Here is a 16,039-nt window from a genome sequence, read left to right as displayed (position 1 = left end):
ACCCTTAAATGCCGTAACGACGGTTACGGCGTATTGTGTGTGAAATTACTCTTTGACGGGAAAAATAAAATAATTAATTTGCAGCTTTTTTAATGGCTGCAACAGCAGCTTTCAATACACCTAAACCATCAATTTTGCCGTACAGCCCGGAATCAATAACTTCAACCGGCTTGTTTGGCAGCAAACGCTGAATTTCAGGCAACATGTAGGCAATTTGCGGCCCCAGCAGCACGACGTCCGCAGCCTGTCCTTTCTCGCCCGCCAGGGTTTCCGGAAACGCTTCAATTACCACGGGAACTTCATACTTTTCAGCCTGCGCGCGCATTTTTGATACCAGCAGTGAGGTTGACATGCCCGCAGAACAAAACAGATAAATATGTTTCTTTTCCATCGTAACTTCCCTCTTGTTTGGCCACCCGCCGTCGCGCTATCACTCGACTCGCTATCCTGGCTGACGGGCAGTTTGCTTAACATTGTTTGTCGTTGAAGTGAGTATACGCAATGGTACAGGCAGGGGATAATTCTGAACAGACACAAATTGTCTCTCATTGACCTGGCTTGTTGACTCCCTTCACATTTCAGCCAAATAATTCGCGGGAAGAAATAAGATTAGCGCGGACGTAAAAAAACCGGCCAGCTGGCCGGTTTGTTAACATCATCAGGCTTAAAGGGTTACTGAGCCTTAGGCGCCTGCGGATCGGTATCATATTCAGAACAGGTCTGATAGCCGGAATTGATTACGTGTCCGGTATCATCCAGCGCGACGAAGTAGGTCTCTGCCTTACCATCACGTTGACCCAGGATGTAGGTCTGGCAGGTACCGCGCGCGTGAATCATGGTGACTTCGGACGAAGGCTTACCGGCAATTGCGGCAACCTGCGAACGGGTCATCCCTTTCTTAACGTCCTTCACCACTGGCTGAGTAAACTGGTCCTTGGTACGATCGTAAGCCGTACACCCTGCCAGCATAGTCAGAACCGCCGCTGCACTTAAAATTCCTGCTACGTTCTTATTCATTTTCCGTCCTCTTGTTTATCAGCGTGTTATCTAAGCATGGAATAAAAATCACGATTCTTCAACTTTGTGATTTTCGCCAGACGAATTTCGGAAAAATCTAATAAAACTACGATAACCTGCTAAAACGTCGCAAATTAGCGCACTCAAAACGGTGAACCTTGTCGTTTCTCGCCCAACGGGTTAGTTTTAACGGAATACACTTTCTGTTTCGTTCTGCATAGGGAGGGGCGTCATGGCTCTGCAACAAGACATCATTCAGGCGCTGGGCGCAAAGCCCGCGGTTGATGCGCAAGAAGAGATCCGCCGAAGCGTTGATTTTTTGAAGTCATACCTGAAAAAAAATTCGTTCCTGAAGTCTCTCGTGCTGGGCATCAGCGGCGGTCAGGATTCCACCCTCACCGGCAAGCTATGCCAGATGGCCATCACCGAGCTGCGTGAAGAGACCGGCGACAGCGCGCTGCAGTTTATCGCGGTGCGCCTGCCCTACGGCGTGCAGGCTGACGAACAGGACTGTCAGGACGCGATTGCGTTTATCCAGCCAGACCGGGTGCTGACCGTCAACATCAAAGGGGCTGTTCTGGCCAGCGAACAGGCGCTGCGTGAAGCGGGTATTGAGCTAAGCGATTTTGTCCGCGGTAATGAGAAAGCGCGCGAGCGCATGAAGGCGCAGTACAGCATTGCCAGCATGACCAAAGGCGTGGTGGTGGGAACCGATCACGCAGCGGAAGCCATCACCGGCTTCTTCACCAAGTACGGCGATGGCGGCACGGACATTAATCCGATTTTCCGCCTGAACAAGCGCCAGGGCAAACAGCTGCTTGCCGCGCTGGGCTGCCCCGAACATTTATATAAGAAGGCGCCAACGGCTGACCTGGAAGACGATCGCCCCTCCCTGCCGGACGAAGCGGCGCTCGGCGTGACCTACGATAACATCGATGATTATCTGGAGGGCAAAACGCTGGATGAGGGCATCGCAAAAATCATCGAAGGCTGGTATTTGAAGACCGAGCATAAACGCCACACGCCGATTACCGTGTTCGACGATTTCTGGAAATAAACGCGAGCATTTTCTCCCTCTCCCTGTGGGAGAGGGTTGGGGTGAGGGCAACAGACCGCACGATCTGGCCGGTTCAGCGCAACCCCACCCGGCTCTTTTTTAACCACTCCACACCTGCTACACTGTATACCTGAACAGTATACGGAGCACTATGTGAGCAGGCGTCAATCCGCCCCGCGTCTCGAGTTCGAAGCGGCGGCCATCTATGAATATCCCGAACATCTTCGTCCCTGGCTGGAAGCGCTGCCCAGGCAGCCCGGCGTCTATTTCTTTCATGGCGAAAGCGACACCATGCCGCTCTATATCGGCAAAAGCGTCAATATCCGCAGCCGGGTGCTCTCGCATCTGCGCACGCCGGATGAAGCCGCGATGCTGCGCCAGTCGCGTCGCATCACCTGGATCCAGACGGCGGGCGAGCTGGGCGCGCTGCTGCTTGAAGCCCGGCTCATCAAGGAGCAGCAGCCGCTGTTCAACAAGCGTTTGCGCCGCAATCGCCAGCTCTGTTCGCTGCAGGTCGTCGGCGGCAAACCTCAGGTGGTGTACGCCCGGGAGGTGGATTTCTCCCGCACGCCAAACCTGTACGGGCTGTTTGCCAACAAGCGCGCCGCGCTGCAAACGCTGCAAACCCTCGCGGACGAGCTGAAGCTCTGCTACGGCCTGCTGGGGCTGGAAGCCACCACCCGCGGGCGCGCCTGCTTCCGGTCGGCGCTTAAGCGGTGCGCGGGGGCATGCTGCGGAAAAGAACCCGTCGAAGAACATCAGGCGCGATTTATGGCGGGGCTGGCATCGATAAGCGTGAACTGCTGGCCGTGGGAAGGCGCCGTTGCGCTGAAGGAATGCGGCGATGGCCTCACGCACTATCACATCATCCACAACTGGCTGTGGCTGGGCGCGGTTGAAAAGTTAACCGACGCTGCCGGGCTGCTGCGCGCGCCCGCCGGTTTCGATCAGGACGGTTATAAAATCCTCTGTAAACCCCTGCTGAACGGACAATACGAGATCGTCGCGCTTAGTGACCCGGCAGCCAGGTAATCTCACTGAACAGCAGCGTGCCGCTGGACTCCAGCAGGCGGAGGGTATGTACGCCCTCTTCCCAACACGCCCCCTGATCGGCGGTCAGTAGTTTTTCGCCAAGCTGCCACGCCCCGCTTAGCACAAAAATCACGCCCCCCCGCGAGCCGAAGGTGGTGAAGGTGCGATCGGCCACGCGAACCTTCGCCCGGCAATGCTCCCGGCGGGTCATAACATTGAAATCCATCGACATCCGGCCTTCGGTCAGCTGCGCCTTGACGGGCAGATCGCCAGAAAAACGATACGGCTGATGGTGCTTCAGGGTATGGCAAAACGCGTGGCCCGCGTCCAGCGTAACTTCGCCGCCCTCAAGAAGGGTGATGACCCGTTCGACGCCCGGAAAAGAGGAAAACTCCCCGTTGCTGGCAATAGACGCAATGCTGGCTCGCCACGAAAAATCACGCGTGGCGGGAGGAAAACAGCAAATCTCGCGCGTTTCTCCGGCACCGTTGCGCCACAGGCTGACCGGCATCTTACGAATATCAAAGAACTCCATCACCTCTCCTGAAGGGCGCAGCCAGCCCCAACGCCGCGGTTCACCACCGCTGCGGTTATGATTGTTATCGTTAGCTATTATCGGCAGCAGAGAGGTATGCCTTAGACGAACGTTAAAAAAATTCTAACGCCATGACTCCGTTGAACATTCTCTGTAGCGACCTGATGAGAATACCGAGCTTATCGCGCCAGGCAAGGGGAGAGAAAAGAAAAACCGCCGGTCCTGCCCACAGCGGTTGCGCTTTTGTGGACAGGATCCCGGCGGTCTTAAGAGAGTTAACCGATTATTCGGCTGGTGCAGGCATTTTACCTTCCGGCGCGTGACGTTCTGTCAGACGCTTCTCAAAATTGGCATTGAATTGTTTTTTCTGTTCCGGAGTCAGAATGTTGTAGATCTTATTCTGAGTCTCCATGCGGGACAGCATCATTGCCTTGTGCTGCGCGGCCATCTTGTCGATCTGTGCTTCAGCTTTTGCCTTATCGAAGCTGTCGCTGGCGATGATGTCATGCATTGCGCGGCGCTCTTCCAGCGGCGGACGCTTCATCTGGTCGCGCTGGCTTTTCATGATGTCGCGCACCTGCTGCTTCTGTGCGTCGGTCAGGTTCAGGTCTTTAAACATCATGTCGTGATGCATACCCGGCATGCCTTTATGATGCATCATCATTTTGCCTTCAGCAGGCGCGGCCGTCGCGGCTGCGGTATCTGCGGCGAACGCCGTACCTGCTGCGCCCAGAGCCAGGGTAGAAGCAACAAACAGTGCAGTTAACTTACGCATAATTATTTCCTTACTTTCAGTTATTCTTCGGCGTGTTGCCGTGTTGACGAGATTAACTTTACGGGGTTTATCGTCAATTAGTCAGAGTAACGGTAAAACAATGAAAGCGTATAAAACACATTTTCACCAAATATGGAGAAATTAAGGATAAAGCGTGGAGAGTTGAAACGAAAATATTCAATTTAATGATTTTAAAGAGAATATGCAGAAGTATATCCAAAGAGAGATTATTAATAAAGCAATTCACCAGGAATAATCTGCAAAAGATCGGCAATCGCGCTTATGGTCAAGAAAATAAAAGGACTGGAGCCCCTCGCATAAAAGAGAGGGGCCACACTCAGGCTAATTTTTCCAGCATCAGCCCGGCCCTGAGGCCAAACGCCACGGCGGGATTCGGGAAAAGAACATACTCCGTCGCTTTCTGCACCTCGTAACGCTCTTCTCCGTCCTCGGCCAGCAGCACGCCCTGGCGGAACGGCGTAAAGTTCAGCGTGTGTGCGGCCATATGCAGCCGGAAATGCTCGCTGCGGCGCGTAATTTGCTGTACCACGCGATAGCGCACCGGAGGTTCAGCCGCGCGCTCGGGTGCTAACCCGCCCAGCAGGGCCCGCAGCGCGGCGTGCGTAGGCGCAAAGCGTTCGAGATCGTTATGCCCGAACGGCAGCGCTTTTCCCAGCTCCAGCGTGCAGGCCAGCGCGCCGTGCTTTTCACAGGTGAAGTGGGTAAAGGTGCCCCCTGGTGCCTGGTGGAAGACCAGCGCCTCCAGCCCCGCGTCGCCAAGCCAGCGCAGGAAATCGTCATCCCACGGCCCATCGCGCTGGGGGAGCACGCCGAAGCGCACGTGGTACGACGCGCGGATCGCCGTATGCAGATCGAGATGCCAGCGGTCCGGCCCGGCGGCGGCAAAAAATGCGCTCGCCGCCTGCTCAAGCCGCTGCGCGCGTGCCGTCTCATCGCCCCGCGGGAACTGCGCCCAGCGCCCGCCGAACATGCGGTTAAGATCGCTTTCGAGGTAGCGCTTATTCTGCGCCAGCGCGGGCGGGTTGCCGAGCACCACCAGCACGCGGCAGCGCAGGCTAATATCACCGCGATACAGCGCGCGCAGCAGCAGATCGACGATCTCGACCGGCGCGGTTTCGTTGCCGTGAATGCCCGACGACAGCAGCAGCGACCGCCCACCCTCGTCAAACGGCGTCAGCTCCAGCACGCCGCGCTCAAGCCAGCGCCAGCGAAATGAGGGGCCTTCCCCCTCGCGCCGCGCCGGCGAGTCGTTCGCCAGCGTCAGTGCCAGTAAATTTTCCATACCCTCCCCTTAGCGCTGGAACGGATAAACCGATCCCAGCCGCAGGATGTTCGTCAATGCATCCAGGGCCTCGCGCCCTTCGCGCAGCAGCTGCGGGTCAACCAGGTCGGCCTGGGTGAGCCGGTCGCGATAGTAGCGCTCGACCCAGTCGTTAAGGCTGTTAAACAGCGCGTCGTTCATCATGACCGCAGGATTGACCGCGCGCATTTCATCCTGCGTCAGCACCACGCGAAGGCGTAAACAGGCCGGACCGCCGCCGTTGGCCATGCTTTCGCGCAGGTCAAACACCCGCAGCGCGTCGATCGGGTTATCGGCTTTCACCAGCGCGCTCAGATAGCGCCACACGCCGTCATGGTTGCGCGACTCCTGCGGCAGGACCAGCATCATGCTGCCGTCATCCCGGCTCAGCAGCTGGCTATTGAAGAGGTAGGTTTCGACCGCGTCCTGCACGCTGACCGCCTCAGTGGGTACCTGAATCGGCGTAAAGCCGGGCACCCGCTCGCGCAGCGCGGCGAGCAGCCTGTCCTGCTGGGCAAATGCCTGCTCGTGACAGAACAGCACCTGGCGGTTGGAGACGGCAATCACGTCGTTATGGAACACGCCCTGGTCGATAACGTGCGGGTTTTGCTGGGCAAACATCACCTGCGACGGATTGACCTGATTCACCCGCGCGACGGCCTGGCTTGCCGCGAGCGTCTGGCGCGCCGGATAGCGGGCCGGTGCGGAATAGCCGCCCTCTTCGCGCCCGTAGATAAAGAGCTGAAGGCCCGGCTCGCCGTAGTCACCGCCCAGGCGGTTATGGTTCGCAGCGCCTTCATCGCCAAACATCGCTACCTGCGGCAGCGCCTGATGCACCTCAAAATGGGCTTCATCATTAAAAATGGCGCGCAGCACGCGCTCGGTGGTTTCCGCTTCCGTGGCGCGGTGGAACTTGTTGTTGAGGTTAGCGACCGTCAGGTGAACCTTGCCGTCCAGCGTATCCGCCGACGGCGCGACGGTTGCCGCGTTAGCCACCCACATAGAGGACGCGGAGCTGGCCGCCGACAGCAGGTGCGGCGTTTGCGTTCCCGCCTTTTCGACCACCTGCTCGTCGCTGCCGCTAAAGCCGAGCTGGCGAAGAACGGGCACGTTAGGGCGCTCCTGCGGCGGGATCACCGCCTGCGGGAAACCGGCGTCCGAGAGCGCCTTCATCTTCAGCAGCCCCTGCTTCGCCGCCAGCTTCGGGTTAGAGACCTGAAAGCGGTGCTTCGTCGAGGCCTCATTGCCAAACGACAGCCCGGCGTAGTGGTGCGTCAGCCCCACCAGCCCGTCAAAGTTAACCTCACGCGCTTTCATGATCGTCTCCCTGCGAAAAATCCAGACCCGGGCTGAGCGTGCCCGGCAGCGTCAGCGCGGGCGTTTCCAGGCTCGCCATCGGCCACGCGCAGTAATCAGCCGCATACCACGCGCTGGCGCGATGGTTGCCCGACGCCCCCACGCCGCCAAACGGGGCGGTGCTCGCCGCGCCGGTCAGCGGTTTGTTCCAGTTGACGATCCCGGCGCGCGCTTCCAGCAGGAGTTGGTCAAACTTCTCGCGCTGCGGCGAAATCAGCCCGCTCGACAGGCCGTAGCGGGTGTTATTGGCCATCGCGATGGCGCTGTCAAAATCGTCATAGCGCCAGACGCACAGCAGCGGGCCAAAGACCTCTTCGTCCGGCACGCGGCTCGCGCCGCTCATCTCAATAATGCCCGGCGTCAGCAGCGACGTCTCCGGCTCAACCAGCTTCGGCTCCAGCAGGGTTTTCGCCCCGCGCGAAACGTGATCCTGCCAGGCGTTCAGCACGTTCAGCGCCGCCTGCCCGGAGATCAGCCCGCCGATAAACGGCTGCGGCTCGGCGTCCCATTTTGCCGGAACCAGCCGCGCGCTCACCTCGACGAGGCGCTTAAGGAACGCATCCCCCTGCGCCCCGCGCTTCACCAGCAGGCGGCGCGCGCAGGTGCAGCGCTGCCCGGCGGTAATAAAGGCTGACTGGATGGTCAGATGCACCGCCGCATCAATATCGTCAGGATCTTCCACGATCAGCGGGTTGTTGCCGCCCATCTCCAGCGCCAGAATTTTTTCCGGCTGCCCGGCCAGCTGGCGGTGCAGCTGGTAGCCCGTTCCGGCGCTGCCGGTAAACAGCAGGCCGTCAACGTCGGCGAGCGCGCTCAGCGCCTGACCCGTTTCGCGCCCGCCCTGCACCAAGTTCAGCACGCCCGGCGGCAGGCCCGCCTGCTCCCAGAGCTTCACCACCGCCTCTCCGGTCAGCGGCGTGAGCTCGCTCGGCTTGAAGATCACGGTGTTGCCCGCCAGCAGCGCGGGCACGATATGCCCGTTCGGCAGATGGCCGGGGAAATTGTACGGGCCAAACACCGCCAGCACGCCGTGCGGCCGGTGGCGCAGCGTGGCGGCGCCGTCGGGCATCTCGGTGTGCTGCTCGCCGGTGCGGGTGTGGTAAGCCTTCACCGAAATCGCGACTTTACCGATCATTGCCGCCACCTCGGTCGCCGCCTCCCAGCGCGGCTTGCTGGTCTCGGACGCGATAATGCGCGTCAGCTCGGCTTTATTGGCCTCCAGCAGCCCGGCAAATTTTTCGACGATCGCCTGACGCGCGGAGAATGGCTGTTTCGCCCACGCCGGAAACGCGCGGCGCGCGGAGGCGCAGGCCAGCTCAACCTGCCCTGCGCTGGCGTCGTTGCCCTGCCAGAGCACCTCTTTGCCCACCGGATTGGTTTTAACGCGCGGTTCGCCCTCGCCCGTGATCCAGTCACCGTTAATCCATAAAGTCATGCTGTCTTCTCCTCCGGGCAGAGCCGCACCAGGCGAACCGCGTCGCCGGCATTGCATTTCAGGGCATCGAGCTGCGCGGCGGTCAGCACCAGGCGCTCGCATTTCGGGTTGGTTCGCACCAGCATGGCGCGGAAGTTTTCGTAGTGCTCGTTTGCCACCAGGCAGGCGGGCCACTCGCCCGGCGCGGGCTGGCCTTCCGCCACCTGCACGAGGCGGCTTTTGCGGATCGCGCGCACGCGGTCGATGTCGCACTCCAGCGTCGGCCCGCCGTCAAAGATGTCGACGTAGTTGCGGTAGCGGAAACCCTCTTTCTCCAGCACCGCACGGGCAGGCGCGGTTTGCGGATGAACTTCACCAATCACCGCCTGCGCTTCCGGGGTTAAGAAATGGGTATAGATAGGATGCTTCGGCATCAGCTCGGCGATAAACGCCTTCTGCCCGGTTCCGCACAGATAGTCCGCGCGGCTAAATTCCATCGAAAAGAAGCGTTCGCCCAGGCTTTCCCAGAACGGGGAATAGCCTTTTTCGTCTATCACGCCGCGCATTTCTGCAACGACCTTTTCGTTAAAGCGATCGCGAAAGGCGGCCATAAACATAAAGCGCGATTTAGAGAGCAGATAGCCGTTGCCCTCCTTGCGCCACTCCGGGTCGAGGAACAGCGTGCAGAGCTCGCTGGCGCCGGTGTGATCGTTACAGAGAAACAGCGTCGGCAGCGCGTTGTAAACGTTCAGCTCTTTTGAGGCATGAACCATGGTGCCGACGCGGTAGTTGTACCACGGGTCGTTCAGGCCGACCGCCACCTCAATGGCGCAAATCCCGGCGACCGTTCCGGTGTCGGTGTCTTCCAGCACGAACACGTAGCCCTGTTCGCTTTTTGGCAACGTCCCCTGCCAGGTCTGCAGGGCGCGCTCAATGCGCGCCGACAGCGTTTTTTCATCAACGGGAAGCGAGGTCAGCCCGCCTCCCGTCTTACCGGCGAGCTGCATGAGCGCCGCGATATCGCCGCGCTCAACGGGACGGATGACCATCATGATGACACCCCGGACTTCACTTTTTCACAGGCCAGCGCAAAGCGGTCTAAACCTGTGCGAATTTCCTCTTCGCTCACCACCAGCGCCGGAGCAAAGCGCACCACGTTGGCACCGGCAATCAGCACCATCACGCCCAGCTTCGCCGCTTCCTGTGAAACCAGCTTCGCTTTTCCGGCAAACTCAGGCGCAAGCTCGCAGCCGATCAGCAGCCCCAGGCCGCGGATCTCTTTGAACAGGCCGGTCTTACCGTTGATGGCGTTCAGGCGCTCCACGAACCACGCGTGGCGCTGCTTCACGCCGCTGAGCACCTCCGGCGTATTGATGATATCGAGCACCTGCCCGGCCACCGCCGTGGCCAGCGGGTTACCGCCGTACGTTGTGCCGTGCGTGCCGACAACCATCACGCTGGCGAATTTATCGGTGGTCAGCATCGCCCCTACCGGGAAGCCGCCGCCCAGCGCTTTCGCGGTGGAGAGCACGTCCGGCGTGACGCCATAATGCATGTAGGCATACAGCTCGCCGGTGCGGCCCACGCCGGTCTGGACCTCATCGAAAATCAGCACCGCGTTATGGCGATCGCACAGCTCGCGCAGCCCCTGCAGGAAGGCCTTCTGCGCGGGCACCACGCCGCCTTCGCCCTGCATCGGCTCGACGATCACCGCGCAGGTGTTTTCATTAATCAGCTCGCGGGCTGAGTCGAGATCGTTATAGGCCGCGTGGCGAATGTCCGGCGGCAGCGGCGCAAAGTCCTGCGAGTAGGACGGCTGGCCGCCCGCGCTCACGGTAAACAGCGTGCGGCCGTGGAAGGCGTTCCTGAACGCCACGATGCCGCTCTTGTGCGCGCCGAACTTATCGTGCGCGTATTTGCGCGCCAGCTTGAGCGCCGCCTCGTTGGCTTCCGCCCCCGAATTACAGAAAAAGACTTTTTCAGCGAAGGTGGCGTCGATCAGCTTTTTCGCCAGTCGCAGCGCCGGCTCGTTGGTATAGCCGTTGCCGGTATGCCAGAACTTAGCCGCCTGGTCGTTCAGCGCCTGACGCAGCGCCGGATGCGCGTGGCCCAGCGCATTTACCGCGATCCCGCCGGCAAAGTCGATATACTCTTTGCCCTGCTGATCCCACAGGCGTGAGCCTTCCCCCCGTACCGGAATAAAAGCCGCCGGAGCGTAAACCGGCATCATCCATTCATCGAAATTTTCACGCGTGATTGACAGAGACATAGCGACCTCATCCGGTAAATAAAAAGTTATTTGAATGTTAAATAATTGAGTGTTTGCACTGTGAATGTAGATTGCAGCCTTCGTGCCAGCCAGCGATAAAAATGCATAAACGGATTGTTCAGACAGAATATCAACGGGTTACGATATGGAGTTATTCACTGTTATTGCATAATAAGTGAATATTTTTACGACAAGCGGCGCTTTGCCGCACGAAAATCAGAAAGAGTATGCAGAGGCCAAATATAATTCTGGAATTGTGATCGCTCGCGAAATTTAGCGATCGTTTACGCCCTGTTTGCGGGCAGCGCGCGTCGTAATGGTGCAAATATTGCACCGTTGGCGTTATCTGTTGCAGTTATTGGTCGATCCCGATACCAGACGCGGCAAATTCTGCTACCATCCCTGCACTATTCACCTTGCATTGGCAGCGACTATGAAATTTGTCTCTTTTAATATCAACGGCCTGCGTGCCCGCCCCCATCAGCTTGAAGCAATTGTTGAGCAACATCAGCCTGACGTAATCGGCCTGCAGGAGACAAAAGTCCACGACGATATGTTCCCGCTCGAAGAGGTCGCGAAGCTGGGCTACAACGTCTTCTATCACGGGCAGAAAGGCCACTACGGCGTGGCGCTGTTGACCAAAGAGACGCCGGTATCGGTGCGTCGCGGCTTCCCGGGCGATGATGAAGAGGCGCAGCGCCGCATCATCATGGCGGAAATTCCGTCCCCGCTGGGCAACATCACGGTGATCAACGGCTACTTCCCGCAGGGCGAAAGCCGCGATCATCCAACCAAGTTCCCGGCCAAAGCGAAGTTTTATCAGGACCTGCAAAACTACCTGACCACCGAGCTGGACAAAGAGAATCCGGTGCTGATCATGGGTGATGTGAATATCAGCCCGACCGACCTGGACATCGGCATTGGTGAAGAGAACCGCAAGCGCTGGCTGCGCACCGGCAAATGTTCCTTCCTGCCGGAAGAGCGCGAGTGGATGGACCGCCTGCTCGGCTGGGGCCTGGTGGATACCTTCCGCGCCGCTAACCCGGAGACGCAGGATCGCTTCTCGTGGTTCGACTATCGCTCGAAAGGCTTCGACGACAACCGCGGCCTGCGCATCGACCTGCTGCTGGCAAGCTCGCCGCTGGCAGAGCGCTGCGTTGAAACCGGGATTGACTACGACATTCGCAGCATGGAAAAACCGTCGGACCATGCGCCGGTATGGGCGAAATTCAAGCTGTAACGCCGCGTGATCATGCGTAAAACCCTCTTCCTGTGCGCCCTTCTGGGCGCCTTTATTCTTGCGTTTCGTTTTCTGCCGCCCGGCACGCTCTCGCTCGATGCCATTAAAGCTCACCAGCACGCGCTGATTGCGCAGGTCAATCACGCGCCGGTTCAGAGCGCGCTGCTCTACTTTGCGGTATATGTGCTGGTTTCCGCGCTCTCCATTCCCGGCGCGGCGTTCCTGACGCTGCTCGGCGGCGCGCTGTTCACCCCGTGGCTGGGCGTACTGCTGGTGTCGTTTGCCTCCACGCTCGGCGCGACGCTGGCGATGCTTGCAAGCCGCTACCTGCTGCGCGACTGGGTCCAGCAGCGTTTTGCCCTGCAGATGAAAACGGTCAACGCCGGTATGGCTCGCGACGGCGCGGGCTTCCTTTTTGCCCTGCGCCTGATGCCGCTGTTCCCCTTTTTCCTGGTCAACCTGCTGATGGGGCTCACGCACCTTGGCGTGCGCCGCTACTGGTGGGTTAGCCAGCTGGCGATGCTGCCCGCTACGGTCATTTTCCTGAACGCCGGACGCGCGTTAGGAAACATAACCTCACTGCGCGATATTCTGTCGCCTGGGCTGATCGTTGCCTTTACACTGCTGGGATTATTTCCGCTGGTTACCCGCTGGCTTCTTTCCCGTTATCCCTTTTCGACCAAAAAGTGAGGCATCATGCGCCGTGTGCGTTTTTGCGCGATTCTGACAGGCCTGCTCATTGCCGCCCCCGTACTGGCAGCAGACAGCTGGCAAACCCTCCAGCAACAGGCCCAGGGTCAGACGGTCTGGTTCAACGCCTGGGGCGGTGACCCGGCGGTAAACCGCTATCTCGACTGGGTGAGCGGAGAGATGAAAACCCACTACGCCATCGACCTTAAAATCGTACGCCTGGCCGACGCCGCCGACGCGGTCAAACGCATTCAGACGGAGGCCCGCGCGGGGCGCACGGCGAAAGGCTCGGTCGATCTGCTGTGGGTTAACGGAGAGAATTTCCGCACGCTGAAGGAGGCCGGCCTGCTGCAAACCCAGTGGGCGCAGGCGCTGCCGAACTGGCGCTACGTCGATACGCAAAAGCCGGTCACGGAAGATTTTGCGGTTGCCACCGAGGGGGCGGAATCCCCGTGGGGCGGCGCGCAGCTCACCTTCATCGCCCGCCGTGGCAGCACGCCTACGCCGCCCGCCGATCCGCAGGCGCTGCTGGCGTACGCGCAGCAGCATCCGGGCAAGGTGAGCTACCCTCGCCCGCCGGACTTTACCGGCACCGCGTTTCTTGAGCAGATGCTCCTCACGCTGACCGAGTATCCTGACGCGCTAAAAAAAGTGCCGGACGCCGATTTCGCCCAGGTTACCGCGCCGCTGTGGGCCTGGCTCGACGCCCTGCACCCGCTGCTGTGGCGCGAGGGGAAAGATTTTCCGCCGTCGCCCGCCAGAATGGACGCGCTGTTAGCCAGCGGCAGCCTGAATTTTTCGCTGACCTTTAACCCGGCCCACGCGCAGCAGAAGGTGGCCAGCGGCGAACTTCCGTCAGACAGCTATAGCTTCGGATTTCGCAACGGCATGCTCGGAAACGTCCACTTCGTGGCGATCCCGCTAAACGCCAGCGCCAGCGCGGGGGCGAAGGTGGTCGCCAACTTCCTGCTCTCCCCGCGGGCGCAGATCCGCAAGGCCGACCCCGCCGTCTGGGGCGATCCGAGCGTGCTGGACGCGAGCAAGCTTCCCGCCGATGCGGCAAAAGCGCTTGCCGCCTTTACGCCTGCGGGCCTGCCGCCGGTGCTGGCTGAACCGCACGCCGCCTGGGTGAACGCGCTGGAGCAGGAATGGCTTCGCCGCTACGGTACGCGCTAGGCGGCCTTGCCCGGCTGGCGATGGCGGTGATTTACGTGCCGCTCGTGCCCGCGGCCGTCATCCTGCTGGCTCCGGCGTTCTCCTCTGAGGGGTGGCAGTCGCTTCTCGGCGATCCGCAGCTACCCCAGGCGCTGGCCGCCACGCTGGTTTCAACCCTGATTGCCACGCTCGGCGCGCTGCTGATCGCGCTCGGGTTCGTCGCCCTGCTCTGGCCCGGCGAGCGCTGGCAGCGCCTGAGCGGCCGCCTGCCGTGGCTGCTGGCCGTGCCCCACGTCGCGTTTGCCACCAGCGTGCTGCTGGTGTTTGCCGAGGGCGGCCTTTTTTACCGATTCTGCACGCTCTGCGTGCCCCAGCTGGACCGCTACGGCGTGGGGTTGGGATTTACGCTCGCCGTTAAGGAGAGCGCCTTCGTGCTGTGGGCCATCTGTGCGGTACTGCCGGAGCAGCGGCTGGCGCAGCAAAACGTGGTATTGCAAACCCTCGGCTACGGGAGGCTGCAGCGCCTGGCCTGGCTGGTCATTCCGGCGATCGCCCCCGCGCTGGGCGCGGTGATGCTCGCGGTTCTGGCCTGGTCACTTTCGGCCGTCGACGTGGCGATCGTTCTCGGGCCGGGGAACCCGCCGACGCTGGCGGTGCTGGCCTGGCACTGGCTGAGCCAGGGCGATGAGGGCCAGCAGGTCAAGGGCACGCTGCTGTGCCTGCTTCTGCTGGCGCTTTTAGCGGCGCTGGCCGCGCTGGGCTACGGCCTGTGGAGAGCCTGGCGGCGCGCGGTGCCGAACCTGTCCGGCGTTCGACGGATATCGCACGCCCCGCTTCCCGAACGCGCGCTGGGCTGGCTGCTGCCCGCCTGCGGCATCCTGTGTACGGTCGTGCTGGTTGCGCTGGCGCGCGACGACGGTGCCGCCCTGACGCTTGTCAGCACCAGCCTGTCCCTGGGCCTGCTGTCGAGCCTGATCGCCCTGGCGGTTATTTTCCTCTGGCTCGAGTGGGGCCCCCGGCGCGGCGCGCTGTGGATCTGGCTGCCGCTGGCGCTTCCCGCCCTGCCGCTCGTTTCCGGCCAGTACGCGCTGGCGCTGCGGCTCGGCCTGGACGGTGAGTATGCCACCGTGCTGTGGAGCCACCTGCTGTGGGTGCTGCCGTGGATGCTGCTGATGCTGCAGCCCGCCTGGCGCAGGCTCGATCCCCGGCTGATCCTCACCGCCAGAACGCTGGGCTGGTCGCGCGGAAAAATCTTCTGCCTGCTAAAATGTCCCCTGCTGCTTCGCCCGGCGCTGCTGGCGTTCGCCACCGGGTTTTCGGTGAGCATGGCCCAGTACATGCCCACGCTGTGGCTCGGCGCGGGACGCCTCGCCACGCTAACCACCGAGGCCGTTGCGCTCAGCAGCGGCGGCAGCGTGCCGGTGCTCGCCAGCCGCGCGCTGGGGCTGTTGCTGTTAACGGGCGGCGCGTTCGGCGTGGCCGCGCTGCTGGCCCGCCTCGCCGGGCGCTATCGACAAGGATTACGCTGATGCTCAACGTCAACGACCTCACCATTGAACCTCTATTTCGCGGGGTGAATTTTTGCGTACCGCGCGGCGAGATCGTCACGCTGATGGGCGCCTCCGGCAGCGGGAAATCAACGCTGTTTTCGTGGATGGCGGGCGCGCTTTCCGCGGATTTTCAGGCGCAGGGCGAGCTGTGGCTGGACGATCGCCGCTGCGATGAATTGCCCACGGAGCAGCGCGGAATCGGCGTTCTTTTTCAGGACGCGCTGCTCTTTGACCACTTCAGCGTTGGGCAAAACCTGCTGCTGGCGCTGCCCGCGCGCGTAGCCGGAAAGGCGCGTCGGGAGGCGGTGCAGGCGGCGCTGGCTTCGGCCGGGCTGAATCACCATTATCATAGCGATCCCGCAACGCTCTCCGGCGGGGAGCGTGCCCGAGTGAGCCTGCTTCGCGCCCTGCTTGCCGAGCCGCGGGCGCTGCTGCTGGACGAGCCGTTCAGCCGCCTCGACAGCGCGCTGCGCGCCAGCTTCCGCGCGTGGGTCTTTGACGCCGTCCGCGCGCGCAATATCCCGGCGGTGCTGGTCACGCATGATGAAAACGATATTCCGCCCGGCGGCCAGGTGATTGCGCTTTCTCGCTGGCAATAATGTGCTAACGCAATGTTTTCCGCGACGGG

Annotated in this window: 16 protein-coding genes; 7 read left to right on the top strand and 9 right to left on the bottom strand. The window is 60.9% G+C overall.

The features are described 5' to 3' along the window. Positions 1-73 precede the first annotated feature (73 nt). Both chbB and osmE read right to left on the bottom strand, forming a co-directional pair. On the bottom strand, positions 74-391 hold the full coding sequence (gene chbB, locus V1599_RS11490) for a PTS N,N'-diacetylchitobiose transporter subunit IIB (RefSeq protein WP_112009437.1): 318 nt from the start codon (positions 389-391) through the stop codon (positions 74-76). Positions 392-672: 281 nt separating this feature from the next. Further along, entirely contained in the window at positions 673-1,017 is a 345-nt protein-coding gene (gene osmE / locus V1599_RS11485; protein ID WP_112009436.1) for an osmotically-inducible lipoprotein OsmE, read from the bottom strand. Between the two features lie 232 nt (positions 1,018-1,249). Between osmE and nadE the strand changes: the two genes are divergently transcribed. Both nadE and cho read left to right on the top strand, forming a co-directional pair. Further along, complete coding sequence (gene nadE, locus V1599_RS11480) at positions 1,250-2,074, top strand: ammonia-dependent NAD(+) synthetase (RefSeq protein ID WP_112009435.1); 825 nt, start codon at positions 1,250-1,252, stop codon at positions 2,072-2,074. A 153-nt stretch (positions 2,075-2,227) separates the two neighbouring features. Further along, positions 2,228-3,106 carry an excinuclease Cho gene (gene cho / locus V1599_RS11475; protein ID WP_395300059.1) on the top strand — a complete coding sequence of 293 codons (879 nt, stop codon included), beginning with the start codon at positions 2,228-2,230 and terminating at the stop codon, positions 3,104-3,106. On the opposite strand, the gene ves is transcribed toward cho, so the two are convergent. From ves to V1599_RS11440, 7 genes are all read right to left on the bottom strand, one after another. Next, on the bottom strand, positions 3,084-3,641 hold the full coding sequence (gene ves, locus V1599_RS11470; protein WP_112009433.1) for an environmental stress-induced protein Ves: 558 nt from the start codon (positions 3,639-3,641) through the stop codon (positions 3,084-3,086). The two genes, cho and ves, sit on opposite strands and share 23 nt — an antisense overlap. 283 nt (positions 3,642-3,924) lie before the next feature. Beyond that, entirely contained in the window at positions 3,925-4,419 is a 495-nt protein-coding gene (gene spy, locus V1599_RS11465) for an ATP-independent periplasmic protein-refolding chaperone Spy (protein ID WP_395301575.1), read from the bottom strand. A gap of 334 nt (positions 4,420-4,753) precedes the next feature. Then, positions 4,754-5,719: a succinylglutamate desuccinylase gene (astE, locus tag V1599_RS11460; protein WP_395300058.1), complete on the bottom strand. Its 966-nt coding sequence runs from the start codon at positions 5,717-5,719 to the stop codon at positions 4,754-4,756. A gap of 9 nt (positions 5,720-5,728) precedes the next feature. Continuing rightward, positions 5,729-7,054: an N-succinylarginine dihydrolase gene (astB, locus tag V1599_RS11455; protein ID WP_297117818.1), complete on the bottom strand. Its 1,326-nt coding sequence runs from the start codon at positions 7,052-7,054 to the stop codon at positions 5,729-5,731. Further along, positions 7,041-8,528 (bottom strand): succinylglutamate-semialdehyde dehydrogenase, encoded by a 1,488-nt coding sequence (gene astD, locus V1599_RS11450; protein WP_395300057.1) that lies wholly within the window; start codon positions 8,526-8,528, stop codon positions 7,041-7,043. The genes astB and astD overlap by 14 nt, the downstream gene beginning before the upstream one ends. After that, a complete protein-coding gene (gene astA, locus V1599_RS11445) occupies positions 8,525-9,559 on the bottom strand; it encodes an arginine N-succinyltransferase (protein ID WP_112009428.1) in 1,035 nt (344 codons plus the stop codon). Before astA ends, astD begins: the two co-directional genes overlap by 4 nt. Beyond that, positions 9,556-10,776, bottom strand: a complete 1,221-nt coding sequence (locus V1599_RS11440; RefSeq protein ID WP_395300056.1) for an aspartate aminotransferase family protein — start codon at positions 10,774-10,776, stop codon at positions 9,556-9,558. The genes astA and V1599_RS11440 overlap by 4 nt, the downstream gene beginning before the upstream one ends. Before the next feature lie 433 nt (positions 10,777-11,209). Here V1599_RS11440 and xthA point away from each other — a divergent pair, with 433 nt between their 5' ends. From xthA to V1599_RS11415, 5 genes are read left to right on the top strand one after another with little or no spacing between them, the layout of a single operon-like run. Further along, positions 11,210-12,016 (top strand): exodeoxyribonuclease III, encoded by an 807-nt coding sequence (gene xthA, locus V1599_RS11435; protein WP_112009426.1) that lies wholly within the window; start codon positions 11,210-11,212, stop codon positions 12,014-12,016. Positions 12,017-12,028: 12 nt separating this feature from the next. Beyond that, complete coding sequence (locus V1599_RS11430) at positions 12,029-12,706, top strand: TVP38/TMEM64 family protein (protein WP_395300055.1); 678 nt, start codon at positions 12,029-12,031, stop codon at positions 12,704-12,706. Positions 12,707-12,721: 15 nt separating this feature from the next. Next, positions 12,722-13,882 (top strand): ABC transporter substrate-binding protein, encoded by a 1,161-nt coding sequence (locus V1599_RS11425; RefSeq protein ID WP_395301574.1) that lies wholly within the window; start codon positions 12,722-12,724, stop codon positions 13,880-13,882. Continuing rightward, on the top strand, positions 13,855-15,390 hold the full coding sequence (locus V1599_RS11420) for a thiamine ABC transporter permease (RefSeq protein ID WP_297117835.1): 1,536 nt from the start codon (positions 13,855-13,857) through the stop codon (positions 15,388-15,390). Before V1599_RS11425 ends, V1599_RS11420 begins: the two co-directional genes overlap by 28 nt. Beyond that, positions 15,390-16,010 carry an ATP-binding cassette domain-containing protein gene (locus tag V1599_RS11415; protein ID WP_297117838.1) on the top strand — a complete coding sequence of 207 codons (621 nt, stop codon included), beginning with the start codon at positions 15,390-15,392 and terminating at the stop codon, positions 16,008-16,010. Before V1599_RS11420 ends, V1599_RS11415 begins: the two co-directional genes overlap by 1 nt. Positions 16,011-16,039 lie beyond the last annotated feature (29 nt).

The sequence above is a fragment of the Enterobacter sp. ECC-175 genome (genome assembly GCF_043968675.1).
Taxonomy (GTDB): Bacteria; Pseudomonadota; Gammaproteobacteria; order Enterobacterales; family Enterobacteriaceae; genus Enterobacter.
The sequence above is the reverse complement of the archived record's forward strand: the minus strand, read 5'-3'. Positions and strand labels throughout refer to the sequence as shown.

Coding starts and splice junctions, on each gene's coding strand:
- chbB (WP_112009437.1), bottom strand. CDS start 391: ATGGAAAAGAAACATATTTATCTGTTTTGTTCTGCGGGCATGTCAACC.
- osmE (WP_112009436.1), bottom strand. CDS start 1,017: ATGAATAAGAACGTAGCAGGAATTTTAAGTGCAGCGGCGGTTCTGACT.
- nadE (WP_112009435.1), top strand. CDS start 1,250: ATGGCTCTGCAACAAGACATCATTCAGGCGCTGGGCGCAAAGCCCGCG.
- ves (WP_112009433.1), bottom strand. CDS start 3,641: ATGGAGTTCTTTGATATTCGTAAGATGCCGGTCAGCCTGTGGCGCAAC.
- astE (WP_395300058.1), bottom strand. CDS start 5,719: ATGGAAAATTTACTGGCACTGACGCTGGCGAACGACTCGCCGGCGCGG.
- astB (WP_297117818.1), bottom strand. CDS start 7,054: ATGAAAGCGCGTGAGGTTAACTTTGACGGGCTGGTGGGGCTGACGCAC.
- astD (WP_395300057.1), bottom strand. CDS start 8,528: ATGACTTTATGGATTAACGGTGACTGGATCACGGGCGAGGGCGAACCG.
- astA (WP_112009428.1), bottom strand. CDS start 9,559: ATGATGGTCATCCGTCCCGTTGAGCGCGGCGATATCGCGGCGCTCATG.
- V1599_RS11440 (WP_395300056.1), bottom strand. CDS start 10,776: ATGTCTCTGTCAATCACGCGTGAAAATTTCGATGAATGGATGATGCCG.
- xthA (WP_112009426.1), top strand. CDS start 11,210: ATGAAATTTGTCTCTTTTAATATCAACGGCCTGCGTGCCCGCCCCCAT.
- V1599_RS11430 (WP_395300055.1), top strand. CDS start 12,029: ATGCGTAAAACCCTCTTCCTGTGCGCCCTTCTGGGCGCCTTTATTCTT.
- V1599_RS11420 (WP_297117835.1), top strand. CDS start 13,855: ATGGCTTCGCCGCTACGGTACGCGCTAGGCGGCCTTGCCCGGCTGGCG.
- V1599_RS11415 (WP_297117838.1), top strand. CDS start 15,390: ATGCTCAACGTCAACGACCTCACCATTGAACCTCTATTTCGCGGGGTG.